This window comes from Duganella sp. OV510, from assembly GCF_900100205.1.
Classification (GTDB): Bacteria; Pseudomonadota; Gammaproteobacteria; order Burkholderiales; family Burkholderiaceae_D; genus Rugamonas.
Map to the genome: position 1 here is coordinate 456,145 of NZ_FNEQ01000003.1, position 20,491 is coordinate 476,635.

Annotated in this window: 16 protein-coding genes; 7 read left to right on the forward strand and 9 right to left on the reverse strand. The window is 63.2% G+C overall.

Going from position 1 to position 20,491, the window contains the following annotated elements; translation table 11 throughout:
* Positions 1 to 23: 23 nt before the first annotated feature.
* Together BLS51_RS11970 and BLS51_RS11975 are read right to left on the reverse strand one after the other, a co-directional pair.
* Positions 24 to 980 (reverse strand): patatin-like phospholipase family protein, encoded by a 957-nt coding sequence (locus BLS51_RS11970; protein WP_090182390.1) that lies wholly within the window; start codon positions 978 to 980, stop codon positions 24 to 26.
* A complete protein-coding gene (locus BLS51_RS11975; RefSeq protein ID WP_090182388.1) occupies positions 977 to 1,462 on the reverse strand; it encodes a hypothetical protein in 486 nt (161 codons plus the stop codon). Before BLS51_RS11975 ends, BLS51_RS11970 begins: the two co-directional genes overlap by 4 nt.
* A gap of 104 nt (positions 1,463 to 1,566) precedes the next feature.
* Between BLS51_RS11975 and BLS51_RS11980 the strand changes: the two genes are divergently transcribed.
* Together BLS51_RS11980 and BLS51_RS11985 are read left to right on the forward strand one after the other, a co-directional pair.
* On the forward strand, positions 1,567 to 2,031 hold the full coding sequence (locus BLS51_RS11980) for a DUF2269 family protein (RefSeq protein WP_090182385.1): 465 nt from the start codon (positions 1,567 to 1,569) through the stop codon (positions 2,029 to 2,031).
* Between the two features lie 76 nt (positions 2,032 to 2,107).
* Positions 2,108 to 2,674 carry an NADPH-dependent FMN reductase gene (locus tag BLS51_RS11985; protein WP_090182383.1) on the forward strand — a complete coding sequence of 189 codons (567 nt, stop codon included), beginning with the start codon at positions 2,108 to 2,110 and terminating at the stop codon, positions 2,672 to 2,674.
* On the opposite strand, the gene BLS51_RS11990 is transcribed toward BLS51_RS11985, so the two are convergent.
* Positions 2,675 to 3,349, reverse strand: a complete 675-nt coding sequence (locus BLS51_RS11990) for a hypothetical protein (protein ID WP_139168691.1) — start codon at positions 3,347 to 3,349, stop codon at positions 2,675 to 2,677.
* Between the two features lie 153 nt (positions 3,350 to 3,502).
* On the opposite strand from BLS51_RS11990, the gene BLS51_RS11995 reads away from it, so the two are divergent.
* Both BLS51_RS11995 and BLS51_RS12000 read left to right on the forward strand, forming a co-directional pair.
* On the forward strand, positions 3,503 to 5,188 hold the full coding sequence (locus tag BLS51_RS11995) for a M14 family zinc carboxypeptidase (RefSeq protein ID WP_090182379.1): 1,686 nt from the start codon (positions 3,503 to 3,505) through the stop codon (positions 5,186 to 5,188).
* 79 nt (positions 5,189 to 5,267) lie between these two features.
* Entirely contained in the window at positions 5,268 to 7,463 is a 2,196-nt protein-coding gene (locus BLS51_RS12000; protein WP_090183451.1) for an FUSC family membrane protein, read from the forward strand.
* 7 nt (positions 7,464 to 7,470) lie between these two features.
* Here the strand turns inward: BLS51_RS12000 and BLS51_RS12005 are convergent, their stop codons facing one another.
* Positions 7,471 to 8,379, reverse strand: a complete 909-nt coding sequence (locus BLS51_RS12005; protein WP_090182376.1) for a LysR family transcriptional regulator — start codon at positions 8,377 to 8,379, stop codon at positions 7,471 to 7,473.
* A 103-nt stretch (positions 8,380 to 8,482) separates the two neighbouring features.
* On the opposite strand from BLS51_RS12005, the gene BLS51_RS12010 reads away from it, so the two are divergent.
* The 3 genes from BLS51_RS12010 (at position 8,483) to BLS51_RS12020 (ending at position 10,603) form a co-directional block, all read left to right on the forward strand.
* Positions 8,483 to 9,346: an SDR family oxidoreductase gene (locus BLS51_RS12010; protein ID WP_090182374.1), complete on the forward strand. Its 864-nt coding sequence runs from the start codon at positions 8,483 to 8,485 to the stop codon at positions 9,344 to 9,346.
* 18 nt (positions 9,347 to 9,364) lie between these two features.
* Complete coding sequence (locus tag BLS51_RS12015) at positions 9,365 to 10,279, forward strand: EamA family transporter (protein WP_090182371.1); 915 nt, start codon at positions 9,365 to 9,367, stop codon at positions 10,277 to 10,279.
* A 102-nt stretch (positions 10,280 to 10,381) separates the two neighbouring features.
* Complete coding sequence (locus BLS51_RS12020; RefSeq protein ID WP_090182369.1) at positions 10,382 to 10,603, forward strand: hypothetical protein; 222 nt, start codon at positions 10,382 to 10,384, stop codon at positions 10,601 to 10,603.
* A 200-nt stretch (positions 10,604 to 10,803) separates the two neighbouring features.
* Here the strand turns inward: BLS51_RS12020 and BLS51_RS12025 are convergent, their stop codons facing one another.
* From BLS51_RS12025 to astB, 5 genes are all read right to left on the reverse strand, one after another.
* Complete coding sequence (locus BLS51_RS12025) at positions 10,804 to 12,261, reverse strand: APC family permease (protein ID WP_090182367.1); 1,458 nt, start codon at positions 12,259 to 12,261, stop codon at positions 10,804 to 10,806.
* A 403-nt stretch (positions 12,262 to 12,664) separates the two neighbouring features.
* Entirely contained in the window at positions 12,665 to 13,204 is a 540-nt protein-coding gene (locus tag BLS51_RS29320) for an EF-hand domain-containing protein (RefSeq protein ID WP_139168692.1), read from the reverse strand.
* 93 nt (positions 13,205 to 13,297) lie between these two features.
* Positions 13,298 to 14,374 (reverse strand): succinylglutamate desuccinylase, encoded by a 1,077-nt coding sequence (locus tag BLS51_RS12035; RefSeq protein WP_090182362.1) that lies wholly within the window; start codon positions 14,372 to 14,374, stop codon positions 13,298 to 13,300.
* 4 nt (positions 14,375 to 14,378) lie between these two features.
* Positions 14,379 to 19,082, reverse strand: coding sequence for an NAD-glutamate dehydrogenase domain-containing protein (locus tag BLS51_RS12040; RefSeq protein ID WP_090182359.1), 4,704 nt, complete (start codon positions 19,080 to 19,082; stop codon positions 14,379 to 14,381).
* A gap of 67 nt (positions 19,083 to 19,149) precedes the next feature.
* The gene (gene astB / locus BLS51_RS12045) at positions 19,150 to 20,484 is read right to left on the reverse strand and encodes an N-succinylarginine dihydrolase (protein WP_090182356.1); all 1,335 of its coding nucleotides are present in this window, start codon (positions 20,482 to 20,484) and stop codon (positions 19,150 to 19,152) included.
* Between the last annotated feature and the right edge of the window lie 7 nt (positions 20,485 to 20,491).

A 20,491-nucleotide genomic window follows, 5' to 3' on the forward strand; every position in this document is an offset into this window, starting at 1 on the left:
CCCGGCAACGCGGCGTGGTTTTTTTATAGCGTGGAAGCGATGCCTACCGCATCTCCATGCTGTGCCAGCCAGTTGTCCGCCGCAGTGTGGCCATGCTGGTAAAGGTGCTGCAGGAAAGCCGGCTCGCCGTTCAGCTTGCTGGAAACGCTGTAGCCCGACAGCAGCTCGACACCACTGATCAGATGCCGGCGCGGCAGCGCCTGCGGCAAGGCGTTCAGCTCGCGCAGGTAGCTGGTGTTGAAGGCAATCTCATTCGAGCGGTTGCCGATGTCGGCCATGGTGCGCGGCGCCTGCGCCCGCGCCACCGGATTGTTACGCACGATAATCATGTCGGCGCCATCCCGTTGCAGGAACGGTGCCAGCGGCGGATTGGCGATATAGCTGCCATCCCAATAGGCCTCGCCATCCACCTCGACCGCCGCGAACACCGTCGGCAGGCAGGCGGACGCCAGCACCTTTTGCACATCCAGTTCCTCGCGCATGAAGATGCGGCCGGCGCCGGTGCGTACATTGGTGGCCGCCACAAACAGCTGCAACTCCTCGCAGGCGCGCACGCGCTCGAAATCGATCAGCGCCGCCAGCAACTTGCGCAAGGGATTCTGCGACAGCGGCGTTTCCGGCACCGGCCCGATCAAGGCGCCGGCCATTTCCAGCATCTGATAGGCCGGCGAAAATTCCATCGTCCAACCGCCTGCCCAATGGTCAAGCGGGGTACGCTGCAGTGGCGTGAACATGAAGGCCTGGCCCAGCGCGGTCCAGAAGCGCCGCAAGGCTTGCTGCGCGCCACGGCGGCCACCGCCGCGCGCATAGCCATCGGCCAGCACCACCGCGTTGACGGCGCCTGAGCTGCTGCCGCTGAGGCTGTCGATCAGGAAGCGCTCGTCGTCCAGCAAGCGGTCCAGCACACCCCAGGTGTAGGCGCCATACGTGCCCGCGCCCTGCAGGCCGAGGCAGACCTTCTTCGGCAAGGCGCCCGTCATGTGACCGCCCTTTCCCGCTTGCGATGGTTGAGCAGCGCGCCGGCCGCCAGGCCCAGGCCAAAGGCGGCGTACACCAGCGCCAGCGAGCCGCGCGACACCCGCTCCTCAAAACCGGGCTGCAGCCGCTTGGGCGTCAGCTGGTAATCAACGAAGCACGCTACCGCTGCGGCCGTCACGGAGGCCGCCAACGTGGACTTGGGTGAGCGGCGCGCCAGCACCTTGCCCGCAGCCTGCTCCAGCAGGCTGGCCCAGAACACACCGCTGGCGTGATGAATCACATAGCCCACCAGCGTGTATTTCCACGACGCCCCATCGCGGCGAAACGCCTTGTCGCCCCACAGCCAATGGCTGACGGCATTCACGCCACCGAACACGCTGCCGCTGTCTTTTTTCGCGCGCGCCGCCAGCACCGCAGCCGATGCCACGCTGGCCAAAGCACCGGGCAGCATGCCCTTGCCGATCATTAACTTCCAATTGTCCATAGCGATTACCCCGATTCGTGTAAGGTCAAGACGAAATCACGATACCGAAAAAACCATCGGGACGGCGCGGCTTAAGCAGCGGAAACAATTGAGGAAGGAAGCCGATGGAATACATCATGTTCAAATGGCTGCACATACTATCGTCGACCTTGCTGTTTGGCACCGGTATTGGCTCAGCCTGGTATCTGCTGTTCGCCGTCATCAGCCGCAATGTGACGGCGATTGCGGTGGTCACCCGCATTGTCGTGCTGACCGACTGGATCTTCACCGGCGCCACAATGATCGTGCAGCCGGCGACCGGCTTCTATCTGGTGCACCTGGCGGGCTATCCCTTGCACAGCCGCTGGATCATGTGGTCACTGGTGTTGTACCTGGTAGCGCTGGCGTGCTGGCTGCCGGTGGTGTGGCTGCAGATCCGCCTGCGCAAGCTGTCCGCTTCGGCGGCGGCACGCGGCCTGCCCTTGTCGAAAGAGTTCTGGCGCTGCTTCACCGCGTGGGTGGTGCTTGGTGTGCCGGCCTTCTTCGCGTTTCTCGGCATCTTCTACCTTATGGTAGCCAAGCCGGTATGACCTTTAACATAGCGGGGCTTGGTTGGCGAATCGGTTACAGTATCGTTTCCATCCAACCCACCCGAAGGAGATATCCATGTCCGCGAAGAAAATCGCTGTTGTGATCGGCAGTCTGCGCAAGGAGTCGCTGAACCGCAAATTTGCCCACGAGGTCATTGCACTGGCGCCGGAATCGCTCAGCCTGGACATCGTCGAGATCGGCGAGCTGGCCCTGTATAACGAGGATCTGGAAGGCAACGGCGTGACGCCACCGCAGGCGTGGACGCAGTTCCGCGACCGCATCAAGGAATACGACGGCGTGCTGTTCTTCACGCCGGAATACAACCGCTCGACGCCAGCGGCGCTGAAGAATGCACTGGACGTCGGCTCGCGTCCTTACGGCAGCAGCGTGTGGAGCGGCAAGCCGGCCGGCATCGTCAGCGTGACGCCAGGCGCCACCGGCGCGTTCGGCGCCAACCACCATCTGCGCCAGTCGCTGGTGTTCCTCGACATGCCGATCCTGCAGCAGCCGGAAGCCTATATCGGCGGCGCCGCCAAACTGCTGGACGACAACGGCAAGATCAACAACGACAGCACCAGGCAATTCCTGAAGAAATTCATCGACACCTACGCCGACTGGGTCGAAACCACCGCCAAGAAATAATCAGCGCTTCAGCGCCTTGAAGGCATAGCCGGCCGCCGTCAGCGCGGCCGACTGGCTTTTGGATGGCGTGCCGCGATTCAGTGCCAGCAGACGTGCACCGTCCCGCCCCGGCAGCAGCGCCAGATCAGCACCTGGCAGACGCTGCGCCAGCACGGCCGCCTCATCCTCCGCACCGCCGGCATACAGCCGGTAAGAGGCGCGACGGTTGCCGACCTCCAGCAGATAGCCAGCCACCGCCACTGTGCCCGGCGCGCCCGGCATGGCCGTCACCCGCAGCCATGCTGCCTGCTTGCGCAGGTCCAGCGTACTCCACGGCCGCAGCGGATGCAGGCGCGGACCCGACGACGGCGACACGCGCGCCGCGCCAGCCCCGCCATTTTCGCTGCCAGCACCGAACGCTTCGGGCACGACCACCGCCGCGCCATCACGCAGCGCGTGCAGCGGCGCCAACCCTTCATAGCGGCCAGCACCGGCCGGCAGCACCAGCAGCAGATCCGCCGCAGGCCAGCCGGGCGCGGCCTCCTGACAGTACGCCTCGGCATCCGCAGCCACCACCAGCACGCTCAGCCCCTGGAAGCGAATCTGCACCAATCCCTTGCCCGCCAACTGCACGAGCCCCTGCGCCATGCTCCAGCTGCATGCCAGCGCCAGCAACACCGCCACGTACCATCGCATCGCCGCCTCCCGTCATCATCAGGAAGCCAGTAAAACATCGACAGCCTGAATTTACCTTGAAGCAACGCAAAGCCCCGGCCGGGAGCGCTCAAAAAACGGGCACAATGATACAATCCCGCCCTTCCCTCCCATCCCGCTGAGATCCAGACGACCATGCACGACATGCTGACGCCTTATGAAAAAGGCAATCAAAATCAAACCACCACCTGGAGCGAATGCATCGCCTTCTACACCGAGCTGGCGCAACGCTTCCCGCACGTGCTGCGGTTTGAGCAGATCGGTCTGTCCGACGGCGGCATCCCGGTGCACGCCGGCGTGGTCAGTGCCGACGGCGTGCACGACCGCAGCCAGATCAAGGCCGAAGGCCGCACCGTCTTCTTCAACAACAACGGCATCCATCCTGGCGAACCGGAAGGTGTGGATGCCTGCATGGCCATCGTGCGCGACCTGTGCTTCGATCCGGCCAGGCTGGCGGCGCTGGGCGACACCGTGCTGCTGTTCGTCCCGCTGTACAACGTCGACGGCGCGCTGAACCGCGCCAACACCTCGCGCGTCAACCAGGATGGCCCGGAGCAGTTCGGCTTCCGCGGCAACAGCCGCCACCTCGACCTGAACCGCGACTTCGTCAAGTGCGACACGTACAACGCCCAGCTGTTCAACCAGCTGCTGACCAGCTGGGACCCGGACGTGATGGTGGACACCCACACCTCCAACGGCGCCGACTATCCATACACGATGACGCTGATCCACACGCAGGCGGACAAGCTGGGCTACGGCCTCGGCCCCTTCCTGCGCCAGACCATGCTGCCGCACATCTACAAAGAAATGGAAGCCAAAGGCTGGCCGACCTGCCCTTACGTCAATCCAGTCAAGGACACGCCGGATGACGGCATCGCCGAGTTCCTCGAAGTGCCGCGCTTTTCGACCGGCTTCGCCGCCCTGCACCACGTGATCGGCTTCATGCCGGAAACGCACATGCTCAAACCGTTCAAGGACCGCTACGATTCGATGCGCGCCCTGCTGGATGTGACGATGGCCTTCACCGTGCAATACGGCGAACAAATCAAACAACTGCGCGCCGAAGCCAAAGAGCAAGCCGCCAACGCCACCGAATGGACCGTCAGCTGGAAGATGGACGAAAACAATCCATCGACCTTCCGCTTCAAAGGCTACGAAGCCCAGCGCACGCCTAGCCTGCTGGGCGACTACCAGCGCCTGTCCTACGACCGCAGCAAGCCGTGGGAAAAGGACATCGCCTACTACAACAGCTTCGTGCCGTCAGCCACCGTGCGCGCGCCGAAAGGCTACATCATTCCGCAAGCGTGGCGCGAAGCCATCGAGCGCCTGCAATGGAACGGCGTGGAAATGGCGCGCTTCGAAGACGCGCAGGAAGTGGAAGCGCAGTACTACCACATCGTCTCCGTGATCTCGCGTCCGCACGCCTACGAAGGCCATATGTACCACGACGATGTGCAGCTGGAAGCGCACACTGCGCTGTTCACCGTGCAGCCGGGCGACTGGTTCGTGCCGCTGAAGCAGGCCAACGCCCGCTACGCTGTCGAAACGCTGGAACCGCAAGGCCATGACTCGTTCTTCCGCTGGGGCTTCTTCAACAGCGTGCTGGAGAAAAAAGAAAACTTCTCCGACTACGTGTTCGAAGACCTGGCGCTGGAGATGCTGGAAACCGAACCGGAACTGAAAGCCAAATTCGAAGCATGGAAGGCCAACAATTCATCATTGGTATCGGACCAGGAAGCGGTACTGGGCTTCATCTTCGCCAACGGCAAGCGCCACGAAGAACCTGAATGGCGCCGCTACCCGGTGCTGTCGGTCTTCTAAATTTTAATCCTGCGTTACACATCATGCGCATCCTGGCGATCCTGGGATGCGCATGCAAGCTGCCCACAAGGCCATAGCCATGCATTACGCACTCAATCTGCGCACCTTCTTCTATAGCCATTACTTTTATCTTGGCTTGCGCTTCGCCGCCGGACTGGTAGGCGTTACGCTGATTACCCTTCAATTTGCCGACATGGCGGTCGCCATGACGGTCTGCATCGGCGCGCTGTGCACCGCGCTGATGGACATGCCCAGCCCCCTGCGCCACAAGTTCAACGAGATGAGCGCCTCGGTGCTGCTATGCAGCGCCGTCACCTTGCTCATCAGTCTGTGCGCACCGTATCACTGGCTGCTGATGGTGATGCTGGTAGTGATCAGCTTTGCCGCCTGCATGATGGTGGTCTACGGCCGCAAGTCGATGCCGCTGCAACTGGCCACGCTGTTCATCATGACCATGTCGATGGAACACACGATGACGATGCGCGAGTCCTTCATCCATACCGGCTTGTTCACACTGGGCGCCGTGGCCTATCTCGCCTATGCAATGGCGGTGTCGTGGGTGCTGCGCCACCGCATCAAGCAGCAGGTGCTGGCGGAGGCATTGTTCGAGCTGGCGGCCTACATCGATATCAAGGCGGATTTCTACGACACGCGCTTCAACCTCACCGAGCAATTCAATAAGCTGATCCGCCATCAAAGCCTGCTGGCCGACCGCCAGCAAGCCTCGCGTGATCTGATCCTGCGTGCGCATAACAACGCCAAGGATGCGATTGTGGTGCAGGTTCACGTCTGCATGCTGGACCTGTATGAGCTGATCCTCTCCACGCACACCGACTACGCGCTGCTGCGCACCCACCTGGCCGATTCGCCGGTGATGCAGACGCTGCACGATCTGGCCTACAAGGCGGCGCGCGATATCGAATCGGTGGCGTATGACGTCACGCGCAAGAAGTCCTCCTATCCAGAGATCAGCTACGAGCCGGAACTGGAGGCGATCGAAGCGGAACTGGCGGCGATCCAGCAGCGCATCGACGACGGCAAGCCGCAGCAGGAAGCGCTGGCCGTACTGCGCGCGCAGCGCAACAAGATCCGCGCCATCATCAAGATGATCGGCGAGCTGCATCAGGCCAGTCAGAAGGCTTACGACACCACTCCGTTCTGGGCGGATGCCGACATGGGGCCGTTCCTGTCGCAGCAGAAGTATGAGTTGCGCATGATTCTGTCGCACCTGCGCGTGGATTCGCCGATCTTCCGCTTCTCGCTGCGGGTGGCGATGGCGATTTCGGTCGGCCTGGCGGTGGCGGCGCTGCTGCCGTATGCGGCGCACAGCTACTGGATCGTGCTGACGATTGTGATCATCCTCAAGCCGTCGTTCAGCATGACCAAGCAGCGCCGCAGCGACCGCATCATCGGCACCATCATCGGCTGCATCATCACCGCGCTGATCATCAAGTTCCTGAACTACCCGGCGGCGATACTCGGCATCCTGGTGCTGTCGACGGTGGCCACGCCCACCTTCATCTACCTGCGCTACCGTTACGCGGCGATTGCGGTATCGATCATGATCCTGCTGCAAATGCACCTGATCGCGCCGGGCAACCATGACCTCATCATGGAGCGGCTGGTGGACACCTTTATCGGTGCGGCGGTGGCGACGGCGTTCAGCTTTGTGCTGGCCAACTGGGAATATCAATCCTTGCCGCGTCTGGTCGGCGAGGTGCTGAATGTGAACCTGCGCTACATGCAGGCCAGCTTCGATCTGCTGCAAGGCAAAGGCAAGGACGATTTCGCCTACCGCATCGAACGCAAGCGGCTGATGGATTCGCTGGCGGCGCTTAGCTCGGCGCTGGTGCGCATGCTGGACGAACCGGCGCGCAAGCAGCGCGCGGTAGAGGACATCAACCTGTTCATCGTACAGAACTACCTGCTGGTGGCGCACGTGGCGGCCTTGCGGGCGATCCTGCGCCGGCATACGAAGGAGCTGCCGACCAGCGCCGTCAACGCCATGCTGGGCGAAAGCCACGATCAGGTGGTGGACATTCTCACGCGCGCACTCGATCCGCGTCGCGCGGTGGCACGCGAAGCAGCCAGCCAGGCCGACGAGGATGCACTGATGTCGGCATCAACGCTGTCAGCGCAAAGCGCTGCGGCGGCGCAGGCGGCGGTGGTGCCGTGGTCGGGCTGGCCGCTGGTCCAGCGCCGCATTCGTTTGCTGCAAGCGGACGCGGTCAAGATCATCGTCCACCGCGAAGCCATCCTTCGCGACCTCGCCTGAACTGTGCTCAGCCGAGATAGGCCGCCAGTTCTTCCGGCGCGCCTTGCGGGAACGCCTCCTTCAGATACGCCAGAAATGCCGATACGCGTGCGCTGAGCAGGCGCCGCGACGGATACAGCACCCATAGCTCGATATCCGGCGCATCCAGCTCTCCCCAGTGCACCAGCGTACCGTCCACCAGATCGCCGCTGACCAGCGACACCGGCAGGCAGGCCGCGCCCGCACCGGCGCGCACAGCGTCCCGCACCATGATCATCGACGATAGCGACAGCACCGGCTCGATCGCGATATCCTCGGTCCCCGCGCCGGCACGCAAGCGCCAGGTCTTGGCCGGCGTGACGGTGCCGGTGCCTGTGCCGGTGCCGCGCACCACCGCCGGCACGGCCGCGCCATCCTCCGGGCGTGCCAGCTCAGGGCTGGCCACCACCATCATCCGGTCGCGCAGGAAGATGCGCCCAACCAGGTTGGCGTCCGCATCCGGGTTGACGCGAATCGCCAGGTCAAACCCTTCTTCCACCATGTCGACACTGCGGTCTTCGGTGCTCACCTCCAGCCGCACCGCTGGATACTTGCGCGCGTAGCCTGCGGCCAGCTTGCCCATCGCTGTCTGCGAGAACAGCAGCGGAGCACTGATGCGCAAGCGGCCATGCGGTGCAACGCCGCCTTGCGCGATCTCCGCCGCTGCTGCGTCGATCTCGGTCAGCAGCGCGCCGGTACGCTGGTGCAGCGCCTGTCCCTCCTGCGTGAGCTTGAGCGTGCGTCCTCCGCGCTCGAACAGCCGCAGAGCGAGACTGCTTTCAAGTTCCGCCACGCGGCGCGACAAGGTCGCCTTCGGACGGCCCGAGATGCGCGCGGCGCGCCCGAAGCCGCCGTGACGGGCGACCAGATTGAAATCGGCAAGGGCCAGCAAATCCATATGTTCCACCTGTGAGACAGTCTGTCCAAATATAGCATCTTTCGGACCGTGCACGAGATGCCTACCATAGGAACTGTCATCAATCACAACCCGGAGAACTTCCATGACTATTCTTGTAACCGGCGCCACCGGTAAAGTTGGCACCCAAGTGATCGAACAACTGCTCAAACGCGGCGCCAATGTGCGTGCGCTGGTCCGCAATCCCGCCAGCGCCAGCTTGCCGGACGGCGTCAGCGTCGTGCAGGGCGACCTGCTCGATCCCGATTCGCTGCGTACCGCCATGGCGGGCGTATCCACGCTGTTCCTGCTGAACGCGGTGGCGGCGGATGAAGTCACGCAGGCCTTGATCGCGCTGAACGTCGCCAAAGAGGTTGGCGTGCGCCACGTGGTCTACCTGTCGGTGATCCACAGCGACGTGTATGTGAACGTGCCGCACTTCGCCGGCAAGCTGGTGGTCGAACGCATGATCGAGCAGATGGGCTTCAGCGCTACCATCCTGCGCCCTGCCTACTTCATGGACAACGACGTCACCATCAAGGACGTGGTGACCGGCTATGGCGTCTACCCGATGCCGGTCGGCGCCAAAGGGCTGGCGATGATCGACGTGCGCGACATCGGCGAGATCGCCGCGCTTGAACTGCTGCGCCGTGACCAGTCACCAGAACCGCTGCCACTGGAGCACATCACGCTGGTGGGACCGCAAACACTGACCGGCGCCGACCTCGCGGCGGCATGGTCGGCGGTGCTGGGACGGCAGATCGCCTACGGCGGCGATGACACCAGCGCGTTCGAACAAAACCTGCGCAACTTCATGCCGCACTGGATGGCCTACGACATGCGCCTGATGAGCGAACGCTTTCTGACCGACGGCATGCTGCCGCAAGCCGGTGACGTCGAACGCCTGACCAGGCTGCTGGGGCGTCCGCTGCGACGCTACCGCGATTTCGCCGCCGCCATCGCCAGCTAATGCTGATACCATAAGGCGATGACCACATCGCCTTCCACCTTCAGCAGCCGCGACCTCCTTTCCGCCCTCCTCGTGGTGATTATCTGGGGCACCAATTTCGTCGCGATGAAGGTGGGCTTGCGCAGCCTGACGCCATTCCAGCTGGGGGCCGCGCGCTACATCTTCGCTGTGCTGCCGCTGATTATCTTCATCAGGCCGCCCAGGCTGCCCGCGAAGTGGGTGATCGCTTACGGCCTGAGCCAAGGTGTAGGCCAGTTCGGCCTGCTGTTTTTGTCGCTGAAGGTGGGCATGTCCGCCTCGCTGGCCTCGGTCATCCTGCAAACGCAGGTCTTTTTCACCGCCATCTTCGGCTTCATGCTGCTGAAGGAGCACACCAGCCGCGCGCTGCTGGCCGGCCTGGGTCTGGCCGCATTGGGCCTGGGCTGCTTCGCCATGAACTTCTTCGAAACGGGGCACGTCAGCGATATTACGCCGGCCGGCTTTGCGCTGTGCCTGACCGCCGCCGCCATGTGGGCCGCCTCCAACATCGTGGTGCGCGGCGCGCAGAAGGCCGCGCCGGGATTCGACGTGGTCAGCTTCATGGTCTGGTGCAGCCTGGTGCCCATCATTCCCTTCATGCTGCTGTCGCTGGCGTTTGACGATCCGGCCACGCGCTGGCAATGGACCGATGCGCCGTACACCACCTGGATCGCGGTGGCCTACCTGGGCTGGATGGCCACCATCCTCGGCTACGCCATGTGGACCCGGCTGCTGAAGCGCCATCCGGTCAACCGCGTGGCGCCGTTCAGCCTGGGCGTGCCGGTGGCCGGCATCAGCTCCGGCATGCTGATCCTGGGTGACAGCATCAACGGCTGGCAATGGACCGGTATCGCGCTGGTGGTCGCCGCTTTGGTCTGCACGATGTTTGCCGGCCGCTGGCTGGATCGCACCTAAGTTATACGCATAACTTATAGCTCGTATCACAAATCAAAAGTTTATTTATTACTGAAAGCGGAGCATACTGCAACGCAACAAACGTGATAAATGGAGCTTCTGATGAGCACAACGAGCTATACCACCATCAACGACACTGGCTACTTCGCCAATGTTGCCACTGCAGTACGCCAGCTGTTCGCAGCCGTGTTCGCCGTACAGCCAGGTATGTCGCAGCGCAACAAAGAAGAAACCATCTGGTGGCTCAACAGCATGGCGAATGACTGCGAATTGCACTCGCCTGGCTTGTCCGCCGAACTGCGTCACTTCGCATCGCGTGCTTAATTAACCGAATTCACTGGAGAACAACTATGCTGACCATCATCGAAAACCTGCCTGCCGCTATTGCCCTGTCTGGCCTGGTATTGCGCCTCTACCTGGGTCGCAAGCCAGAAACCAAAGAGTAAGCTGCACAGCAACCAGGCAAAATGGCAAAAAGCCCCGGCACGCGCAAGCGGCCGGGGCTTTTTAATGGCTGAACCGGTTTAGTTCAGGCGCGAGTTGCGCATGCCGTACAGCAGGTAGGTCAGCACTGCTGCCGTCATCCAGATCGCAAACACCGTGTAGGTCGTCATCGACAAGCCGAACATCAGGTACAGGCAGGCGGCAATGCTCAGGCCCGGCACCAGGTACGGGCCGCCAGGCACGCGGAAGCCTTTCTCGGCCGTTGGACCTTCCTTGCGGCGCATCACCGGCACTGCCAGCGACACCACGCTGAACGCCGTCAGCGTGCCCATGCTGACCATGTCCCACAGGAAGGTGGCATCGACAAAGCCGGCCACCAGGCCCACCACGATGCAGACGATCAGCGTATTCTGGGTCGGCGCGCCGGTGCGTGGGCTGACCTTGCGGAAGGTCGGCGAAATCAGGCCGTCCTTGGCGATGGCGTACAGGATGCGGGTCTGGCCATAGATGGTTACCAGCGTCACGCTGAACACCGACACCACGGCGCCAGCTGCCAGCACCAGCGCCGGCCAGGTCTGGCCGGTGACGTTTTGCAGGATCACGGCCAGGCCGGCTTCCTGGCCGGCGAACTTGGCCGCCGGCTGCGCGCCCATCGCAGCGACCGCCACCAGCATGTAGAAGATGGTGACGATAACCAGCGCCGCCAGAATGCCGATCGGCACATTGCGTTTGGGATTTTTCACTTCTTCACCGGCGGTGGCCACGGTGTCCAGGCCGATGAAGGAGAAGAACACGGTGGCCGCCGCCGCTGTCACGCCGGCGGCGCCGGTGAAGTGCACGCCGTCCGGGCTGAAGAATGGGTGGAAGTTGTTGATGTCAAAACCGCTGAAGGCGATCACCACGAAGAAAATCAGGATGGCCAGCTTGATCAGCACCATGATGGCATTGGTGGTGGCCGACTCCTTGGCGCCGCGGATCAGCAGCAGACAGCACAGCGCCACCAGGATGATCGGCGGCAGGTTGATGTGGCCGCTGCGGAATTCGATACCGTGCGTGGCGGTGGCGACGATGCTCGGTGAGCGCAACATCTCGGGGATGTGCCAGCCAAACGCGTTGTTGAGGAAGTTGTTTAGATAATCCGACCAGCCGATGGCCACGGCGCTGGCGGCCAGGCCGTATTCCAGCAGCAGGCAGGCGGCCATGATGAAGGCCAGGAATTCGCCGACGGTGGCGTAGGCAAACGAATACGAGGAACCGGAGGCGGGAATGCGGAACGACAGTTCGGCGTAGCACAGCGCGGTCAGGCCGGCGGTGATGGCGGCGATCAGGAAGGACAGGATCACCGATGGGCCAGCCTTGGGTACGGCCTCCACCATGGTGAAGAAAATGCCGGTGCCGATGGTGGCGCCGACACCAATCATCGTCAGGGGAAACAGGCCGACGGAGCGGTGCAGGGAGTTGCTGCTTGAAGCTTGTTCGGTATTCTTATTGTCGACCGGCTTGGTACGGGTCAGTTTCTGGACCAACGTTTGGTTCACAGGCATTCCTTGTGGGAGGTTTGTTCGGGCAAAAACACAGCGATTATAGGGCCTTCCGGTCCGCTGTCGCTAAAGGTATTTTGTGCCTAAAATACAACCTCGTTACAAGTGCTTACTTTTGATACAGCGGCGTGTATAGATTGCAAACAGGCGTCAGGTTACTCTTGAGGCAAGAGTTACTCAAAGCCAAGAGGAGAACCTAGCCATGCCGATTAAAAAGATTCCAACCGTATCCCGCCGCGTTCACCCGGCAGCCCTCACCGGCGCCGCCATGATACTGGTCGGCCTGGCCATCACCTTGACCGCGCTGATCGTCCGCGCCTAAGCTCATCAAATCAGCAGCGTCATGCCAGCCTGACGTGCCTCTTTAAACTGAACGAACTCGACGCGGCCGCAAGGTGGGTCAGGCCAGGGCGTCGACGTTGTTGCCGAGCTTGTCGGCGCTGGTGCTGGCAGCGGCGGACTTGGCCGCTTGGGCCATGTCGTACACCAGCTGTTCCTGTTGCGTGACGGTGCCGTCTTCGTTTTTGTCGGCGGCTTCGTAGGTTTTGGTGGCGCTGCTGGCGCCTGCCGCACTCGCGCCACCGGCACCACCCGCGCCGCCCGCCCCACCCGCACCGCTCGCGCCTTGTGGGCCGCCTTCACCGCCGCCTTGCGGACGTGGGGGTTTAAAGTCGCCGCTCTTGATGGCCGAGGTCAGGTCGTCTTGCGTGATCGAACCGGTTCCCTCCTTGTCGACCGCATCGTATTGCTTGGTCGCGTCTTCGGACGACACGCCTTTGGATTCCAGACCTTTAACGAATTCGTCTTTGGTGACCGAACCGTCGGTGTTGGTATCCATATCGCTGAAAACTTTGGCGGCGAAGCGCGCCGCGCCTTTCGATGGATCGAAGGTGGTGGCGCTGGCGGCGGTACTGCTGGACAGGCTGCTGATGGTACTCATGGCTCTTACTCCGTAGTTAAGGACAATGTTGTACCTATTAACGAACCAAACCAGGAATCTATAAGCCCTGCAGAGTGTAAAGACGGGTAAAGATCAGCCGACCCGCACCACCATCAGCCCTGCCCGCAGTCCCACCCGCACATCGGGATTCGGGAACACCACCAGCTCTTCCGCATGCTGCACCGTATAGACGGTATCACCATCGCGCGCAATCTCTTCGCCTTGTTTCATGGCGGTGAAGTTATGCGTCTCTTTGCCGAAGGCCATCTTGAACTGGTCACTCAGCTTGATGATCTGGCGCGCGGTGTTGAAGATGTGCGGACGCTGCGTGACCGCGCGTTTGGGCGCACCGCGCAGCAGGTCATCCAGCGCCTGCGAGGCGTCCTTGAACTGCGCCAGGTCGTTCTGCCCCAGCGTGCCGATGCGACCCAGTTCTATCGTGGTGCCGGCCGCCGCGTGGTGCTCGGCCGAATAGTAGCTATAGGTGCCCACCGATGCCGGATTCATGATGATGGCGCCGATGCCGGCAAGGCCCAGCCAGTCGATCAACTGGCCGCGCGCCTGGTCGGCGATCAGCTCCGGCACAATGGCGAAGGTGGGATACACCGATGGCCGAATGGCCGTGTGCAGATCGAGGTGCCAGCGCTCCGGGCCGGCATCCTTGAAAAAGTCCGTGGTGGCGGAGATCATCACATCGGCGCGCGCGGCTTCGGCGGTGCCTTCCAGCGTGCCGCGCTGTTCGCGGAACATGCGGTTCAGGTCCGCGTCGATGAAGCGCTTGCCGGCGCGGATGGCGCCGATATTGCCGACGCAGAGCATCAGGTCCACCGCCAGCGCGGACGGCTGATGCGACAAGGCGTCCAGCAGGTAAGCCACGACTTCGATCGGTCCCGTCTCGTCGCCATGCACGCCGACGGAGATCAGCACCGCCGGGCGCGCGGCGCCACGCGGGCCGCCGATGGCTGCGGACACACGCTCACTGGCCGGGCCGGCCGCATGGGCCGGCTGCGGCACAGCGGCTACGTTGCCGGCGGCACGGATCGTGATGATGCCGTCCGCCGGCTCGGCGACCTCAAAGCCGGCCGCCGTGAAGCGCGGTGCGATGGCGCTGAAGTCCGCTTCCGCGAGGGCGCGGACCGCCGGTGGCAATGCTGCTGGCAACTCACTCATCGCCTTAGGCCGTCAACGCCGCAGTGCTGGCATTGACCGCTTCGGACAAGGCCCACACGTCCAGCATCGCCTGCTCCAGATCCGTCGCCAGCGCATAGCCCGACAAGCCCAGCGTGTTGGCGACGACTTCCACCGCCTCCAGCGCCGAATGGTCGCCAGTCGCATGCTTGAGCACTTGCGACAGCAAGCGTTGCTGCGTGCGGCGCAGCGCATTCTGAGCGTAGGCGCGCAACTGCTCCTGCGAACGGCTGGTGGCCGGCAGTTTCAGGCCACGCTCCAGCGTATCGATGCCAACCTGTGCGCGCAGCGCCAGACCCACCTGCAGGAAGGCCGGCAAGTCCATGCCCGCCGGACGCGAAACCGACAGCGCGGCAAACACAAATGCCGCCACCGCCTCGATCGCATCCACCGCCATCCACGCACGCGCAAATTCCGCGCGCAGGCCGGCGGTCAGCTCGGCTTCCGACTGGCCGCTGACTGGCGTCAGCTGCGCCAGCGTTTCCGGATTGGCGAACAGGCGCGTCAACTCGCCGACGCCATTGCGCAGCTGGTCGCCAGGCACCGACAGCGCGCCTTCAATCACAGCCTTCTGCAGCACGCGGCTATGCGCATCAACCTTGATCGACACGGCACGCGGCACCTTCAGCGCGTCTTCGTCCAGCGTGTTGTAGACCGGCGCCAGGTTCAGCGCGGACCATGCCTGGCCCCAGGCCAGGATCACATCCGCTTCATCAACGCCATGTTCACCGGCCAGCTGGCGCAGCATCAGCGGACCACAGCGGTTCACCGATTCATTCGCCAGCACGGTGGCCAGGATGGCGTTGGCCAGCGGGTGCGCCAGCGCCGGACGCGTTGCCACCAGCAGGTCCGGGAAGTACGGCTTCAGCACCGACTCGGCCCAGCTGTTCTCGATCAAAGGCAACGCCGACAGCATGCGCTTGTAACGATTCTTGACGTTGGCGATCACCACCGCCAGTTCCGGCGTAGTCAGGCCGCGGCCATCGGCCTTGCGGCGCGCCAGCTCAGCCACCGATGGCAACTGCTCCAGTTCACGCGACAGCGCACCCTCTTCTTCCAGCGATGCGATCAGCGCGGCATAGCCATCCTGCACATCCGCATCAACCTGCGCCTGCAACTCGCGCACCAGCAGCTGCGTTTGCAGCGTGTTGTCGCGCAGGACCAGGCGTTCGATATCGTCGGTCATCTCGTTGAGGATGCGGTTGCGGTCCGCTTCACTCAACTGGCCGGCGTTCATTTCCACATCCAGCCACATCTTCGCGTTCACCTCGTGGTCCGAGCAGTCGACGCCGGCCGAGTTGTCGATCGCATCGGTGAAGATGCGGCCGCCGGACAACGCGAATTCGATACGGCCGGCCTGCGTCGCGCCCAGATTGCCGCCTTCGGTGACAACCTTGCAGCGCAGTTCATTGCCGTTGACGCGGATGTTGTCGTTGGCACGGTCCTTCACTTGCGCATGCGTTTCGGTCGAGGCTTTGATATAGGTGCCGATGCCGCCGTTGTAGAACAGGTCCACCGGCGCCAGCAGGATGCGGTGCATCAGTTCTTCAGGCGCCAGCGCGGTTTCTTCGATGTCCAGCGCCGCGCGGATTTCCGGCGACAGTTCAATCGACCGCGCGTTACGCGGGAACACGCCGCCGCCCTTCGAGATCAGTTCCTTGTTGTAGTCTTCCCACGAGGAGCGCGGCAGCGCGAACATGCGCTCGCGTTCCTTGAACGATGCTTCCATGTCCGGATTCGGATCGAGGAAGATATGGCGGTGATCGAACGCCGCCACGATTTTCAGCTTGCGCGACAACAGCGCGCCGTTGCCGAACACGTCGCCCGACATATCGCCGACGCCTACCATGGTGACCGGCTGCGCGTGGATATCGTGATCCATTTCGTAGAAGTGGCGCTTGACCGCTTCGAACGCGCCCTTGGCGGTGATGCCCATCTTCTTGTGGTCATAGCCGTTGGAGCCGCCCGACGCGAACGCGTCGCCCAGCCAGAAGCCGCGCTGTACGGCGATGCCGTTGGCGATGTCGGAGAAGGTTGCGGTGCCCTTGTCGGCAGCCACCACCAGGTAAGGATCGTTACCGTCATAGCAGATGGTGTCCGCAGGCGACACGATATTGCCCAGCACGCGGTTGTCGGTGACTTCCAGCAGGCTGGAAATGAACAGGCGGTAGACTGCTTCGCCTTCGGCGGCAATCACCTCACGGGTAGCGTCTTTCGGCATCAGCTTGCAGACGAAACCGCCCTTGGCGCCGGCCGGCACGATGACGGCGTTCTTCACCATCTGCGCTTTCACCAGGCCGAGGACTTCGGTGCGGTAGTCTTCCATGCGATCCGACCAGCGCAGACCGCCGCGTGCCACCGGGCCGCCGCGCAGGTGCACGCCTTCGAAACGGCGCGAGAACACGAAGATCTCGCGGAACGGACGCGGCTCCGGTACCAGCAGCAGATTGCTGGTGTCGAACTTGAAGATAATCTTGTCGCCCTGCTGGCCGTTCTGGAAGTAGCTGGTGCGCAGCGTGGCGCCGATCAGCGTGGCCATCGCACCCAGCACTTCTTCGCTGTCGGCGTGGTTGATGGCCGGCAGGCGGCTCTTGATGTCAGCCAGCTTGTCCACGGCGGCAGCGCGGGTGGCGTCATCGTTGGCCGGGTCGAAGCGCTGCAGGAAGGCGTCCACCAGCTCTTTCACCAGCGCTGGCTGCTTGCGCAGCGTCTCGGCCATGTAGCGCACCGAGAAGCGCGGGCTGGCCTGGCGCCAGTAGCTCATGTAGGCGCGCACCAGCTGCACTTCGCGCACACTCAGGCCACCCTCGACCACCAGGCCGTTCAGGCGGCCGTCTTCAGCCTCGTTGTTGAACAGCGCGGCGAACAGTTCTTCCGCCACCGGCACGATTTCTTCCTTGGCCAGCTTGGCGGCGCTGGCGGCGTCCACCGACAGGCTGGTGACGTAATGACGTTCGCCGTTCACGCGCAGCGAGTGCGCCTGCTCGCGGTCAATCGCCACACCGGCATTATGCAGTGCCGGCAGGATGGTCGACAGCGATGGCACGCGCTCCACCGAATACAGGCGGATGGTGGTATGGCCATTGTCCGCCTCCACCCGCACGTTGATGCGCGAGGTGTCCGGGCTGCGCAGGATCGTTCCCAGGTCGTGGAAGGCGGCGGATGGCGTAGTGGTGGCGACGTAGTCGGTCGGCAGCGTGGCGCACATCTTGCGCAGGCTGGCGCGCAGCGGCACGTCGCTCACCGCGTCGGCCAGCACCGAGAACTTGTCGTGCCAGCCGTCCATGACGGCCAGCAGCGGTTGCTGGATGTCGGTTTCCAGATCCAGCGGGTAGCGTGCGCCATGCGCGATCAGGTAGACGCGCGCCAGCGGGCCGTCGGCCACCAGCGTTTGCGAGCTGACGTGCTGCGCGCCGGCGCTGGCTTGCAGCGCCTTGGCCAGCGCCGAGGCGACACTTGCGCTATAACGCTCGCGCGGCAGATAGACCAGCACATTCAGGTGGCGTGCGTAGACGTCGCGGCGGGCGAACACCTTGGCGCGCGGCTGCTTGTACAGCGAGACGACCGCTCCGCAGACTTCTGCCAGCCATTCCGGTTCCGCTTCCAGCGCCTCGGTGCGCGGCAGCGATTCAAGGATCTCGACGAATTTCTCGGCGCGGAAGCCTTCCTGGCGCACACCGGCGATGCTCAACACGCGCGCCACACGGCCGCGCGCAAACGGCAGGCGATTCAACGGGGTGGCATTGCCGGCGCGGGTGAACAGGCCGACGAAGCAGTATTCGCCGAGCGTGGCGCCCTGTGCGTCGATATGGCGGATGCCGATGAAATCCAGCTGCTGGTCGCGGTGCAGCGTGCCTTCGACGTCAGCCTTGACGATGGACAGCGTGTGGGCGCGCTTGGTCAGCGTGTCGAAGTCACCCGGGATATTGGCCAGGCAGGTGCCGTACACAGGATGTGAAGTATCTTGCAGCACGCCGATGCGGCTAGGGATGTCGCGTTCCAGTTCGCGCACGCCCGGCTTGATGGCGTAGTAGGCGTAGCCGAACGGCTCGAAGCCTTCAGTCTTGGCCCATTCAAGGAAGGCGGCGACTTCCTTGCCTTCTTCGCCCTGGGCCGCAGCTTCGGCGCCGATGCGGCTGAAGTGTTCCAGCATGGCGGCGCGGTCGCGGCGCACGACGGCGGCGTCACGCGATACCATGACGATGCGCTCGGTCAGCGCGCCGATTTCTGCTTCCGGCAAGTCTTCGGACAGCAGCACCAGCACATACGATTCCAGCTTGGCGCCATGCTCGCCGACGGCGGCGACAGAACCGTCTGCATTGCGCGTTACCGGCAGCACGGCATTCAGCACGCTGTTGGCAATGACGCGCAGCTTGCGCATGGCCATGACGATCGAGTCGACCAGGTAAGGCATGTCGTCATTGAGGATCAGCAGCGCAGTGGCTTTGCCGCCGCGACCATCGTCGTAGCGCAGCCTGGCGATCTGCGCGCCGCTGCCGCTACGTTTGGAAGCTTGAGTGAAACCGTCCGCCAGGACCGGCGCCAGGCTGTCGGGCGCGGTGCCCGCAAGGTCGTCGTCATCGATGGAGGCCAGCCAGGCGCTGACCAGGGCAGCGACTTCAGTGGCAGGCTTGTTGGCGTTGACCAGGTCCAGCGTTTGTTTGCGCAGGTCTTGTGGCGTTTGTTTCATCGTTGCTTCTCCAATACGTTATAGGTATTTTGTGCTGAGGGGCCGCGCCGGCTTGTGGCTGCGCAGTTTAGTTATAGAGTCCTGGCAGTCCCAGGATGCGGCTCAACTCTTCCAGGGCATTATGCACTTCTATCGCAAGTTGCGGGTCAGCCAGATCGGCAGGCTCCAGGCGGTCGCGGTAGTGTTTTTCCACCCACGCCACCAGCGTGTGATACAGCGCTTCGGTCATCACCACGCCTTGATGCATGGCGGCGGCTTCGACATCGGTCAGCGCCACACGCAAACGCAGGCATGCGGGACCACCGCCGTTGCGCATCGACTGGCGCAGGTCGAAATGTATCAGTTCATCGACAACGCTGCCGTCCGCCACCAGATTTTCCAGGTAGCGCGCCACCGAAGCGACTTCCTGGCACTCGTGCGGAATCACCAGCGCCATCTTGCCATCGCCCTTGCTCAGCAACTGGCTGTTGAACAGATAGCTGGCCACCGCGTCGGCCACCGGCACGTGCGCCGTGTCAACGCGGATCGCGTTCAGGTCCGCGTCCACCGCGCCCATCGCACGGCGCAGCTGATCGAGCGCGCCTGCTTCGCTGGCGAATGCCTGCTCGTGGTAGAACAGGGCATTGGCGTTACCTACCGCGATCACGTCGTTATGAAACACGCCCTGATCGATGACATCGGGATTCTGCTGCACATACACGGTGCGCTCGGCCGACAGGCCGTGCAGGCGCGCGACCGCCTGCGAAGCTTCCAGCGTCTGCCGTGCAGGGTACTTGCGCGGCGCCGTTGCGGACGCGTCAAACTCGCTGCGGCCGTAGACAAACAATTCGACACCGGCGCTGCCGTGATCCTTGCACAGGCGCGTGTGATTGGCCGCGCCTTCATCGCCGAAAGCTGGCGTGCCTGGCAGCGCGTCATGGACAGCGAAGTGCTTGTCATCCTTGAAAATGGCGCGCAGCGCACGGGCCGACTGTTCGTGCTCAAAAGCGCGGTGCAGCTTGTTGTTCAGGTTTGCGGCGGTGAAGTGCGTGCGGCCGTCTGCACTGTCGGCCGATGGGCTGACGGTGGCGGCGTTGGCGGTCCACATCGGCGAGGCCGAGTACGCGCAAGCCAGGATCACCGGCGCTTCCTTCGCCGCCTTCGACAGCACCTCGGCGTCGCTGCCGGTGAAGCCGATGCTGCGCAGCAGACGGAAGTTCGGGCGGTCCTGCGGCGGCAGCAGCGCCTGGCCGAAGCCGCGTGCTGCCAGTGCGCGCATCTTGGCCAGGCCTTGCAGCGCGGCCAGCCTGGGATTGGAGGCGCTCTTGACGTTGCTGAACGAGGCGACATTACCGAACGACAGGCCGGCGTAGTTGTGCGATGGACCGACCAGGCCGTCGAAGTTGAATTCGCGTGCGGACATGAGGTGC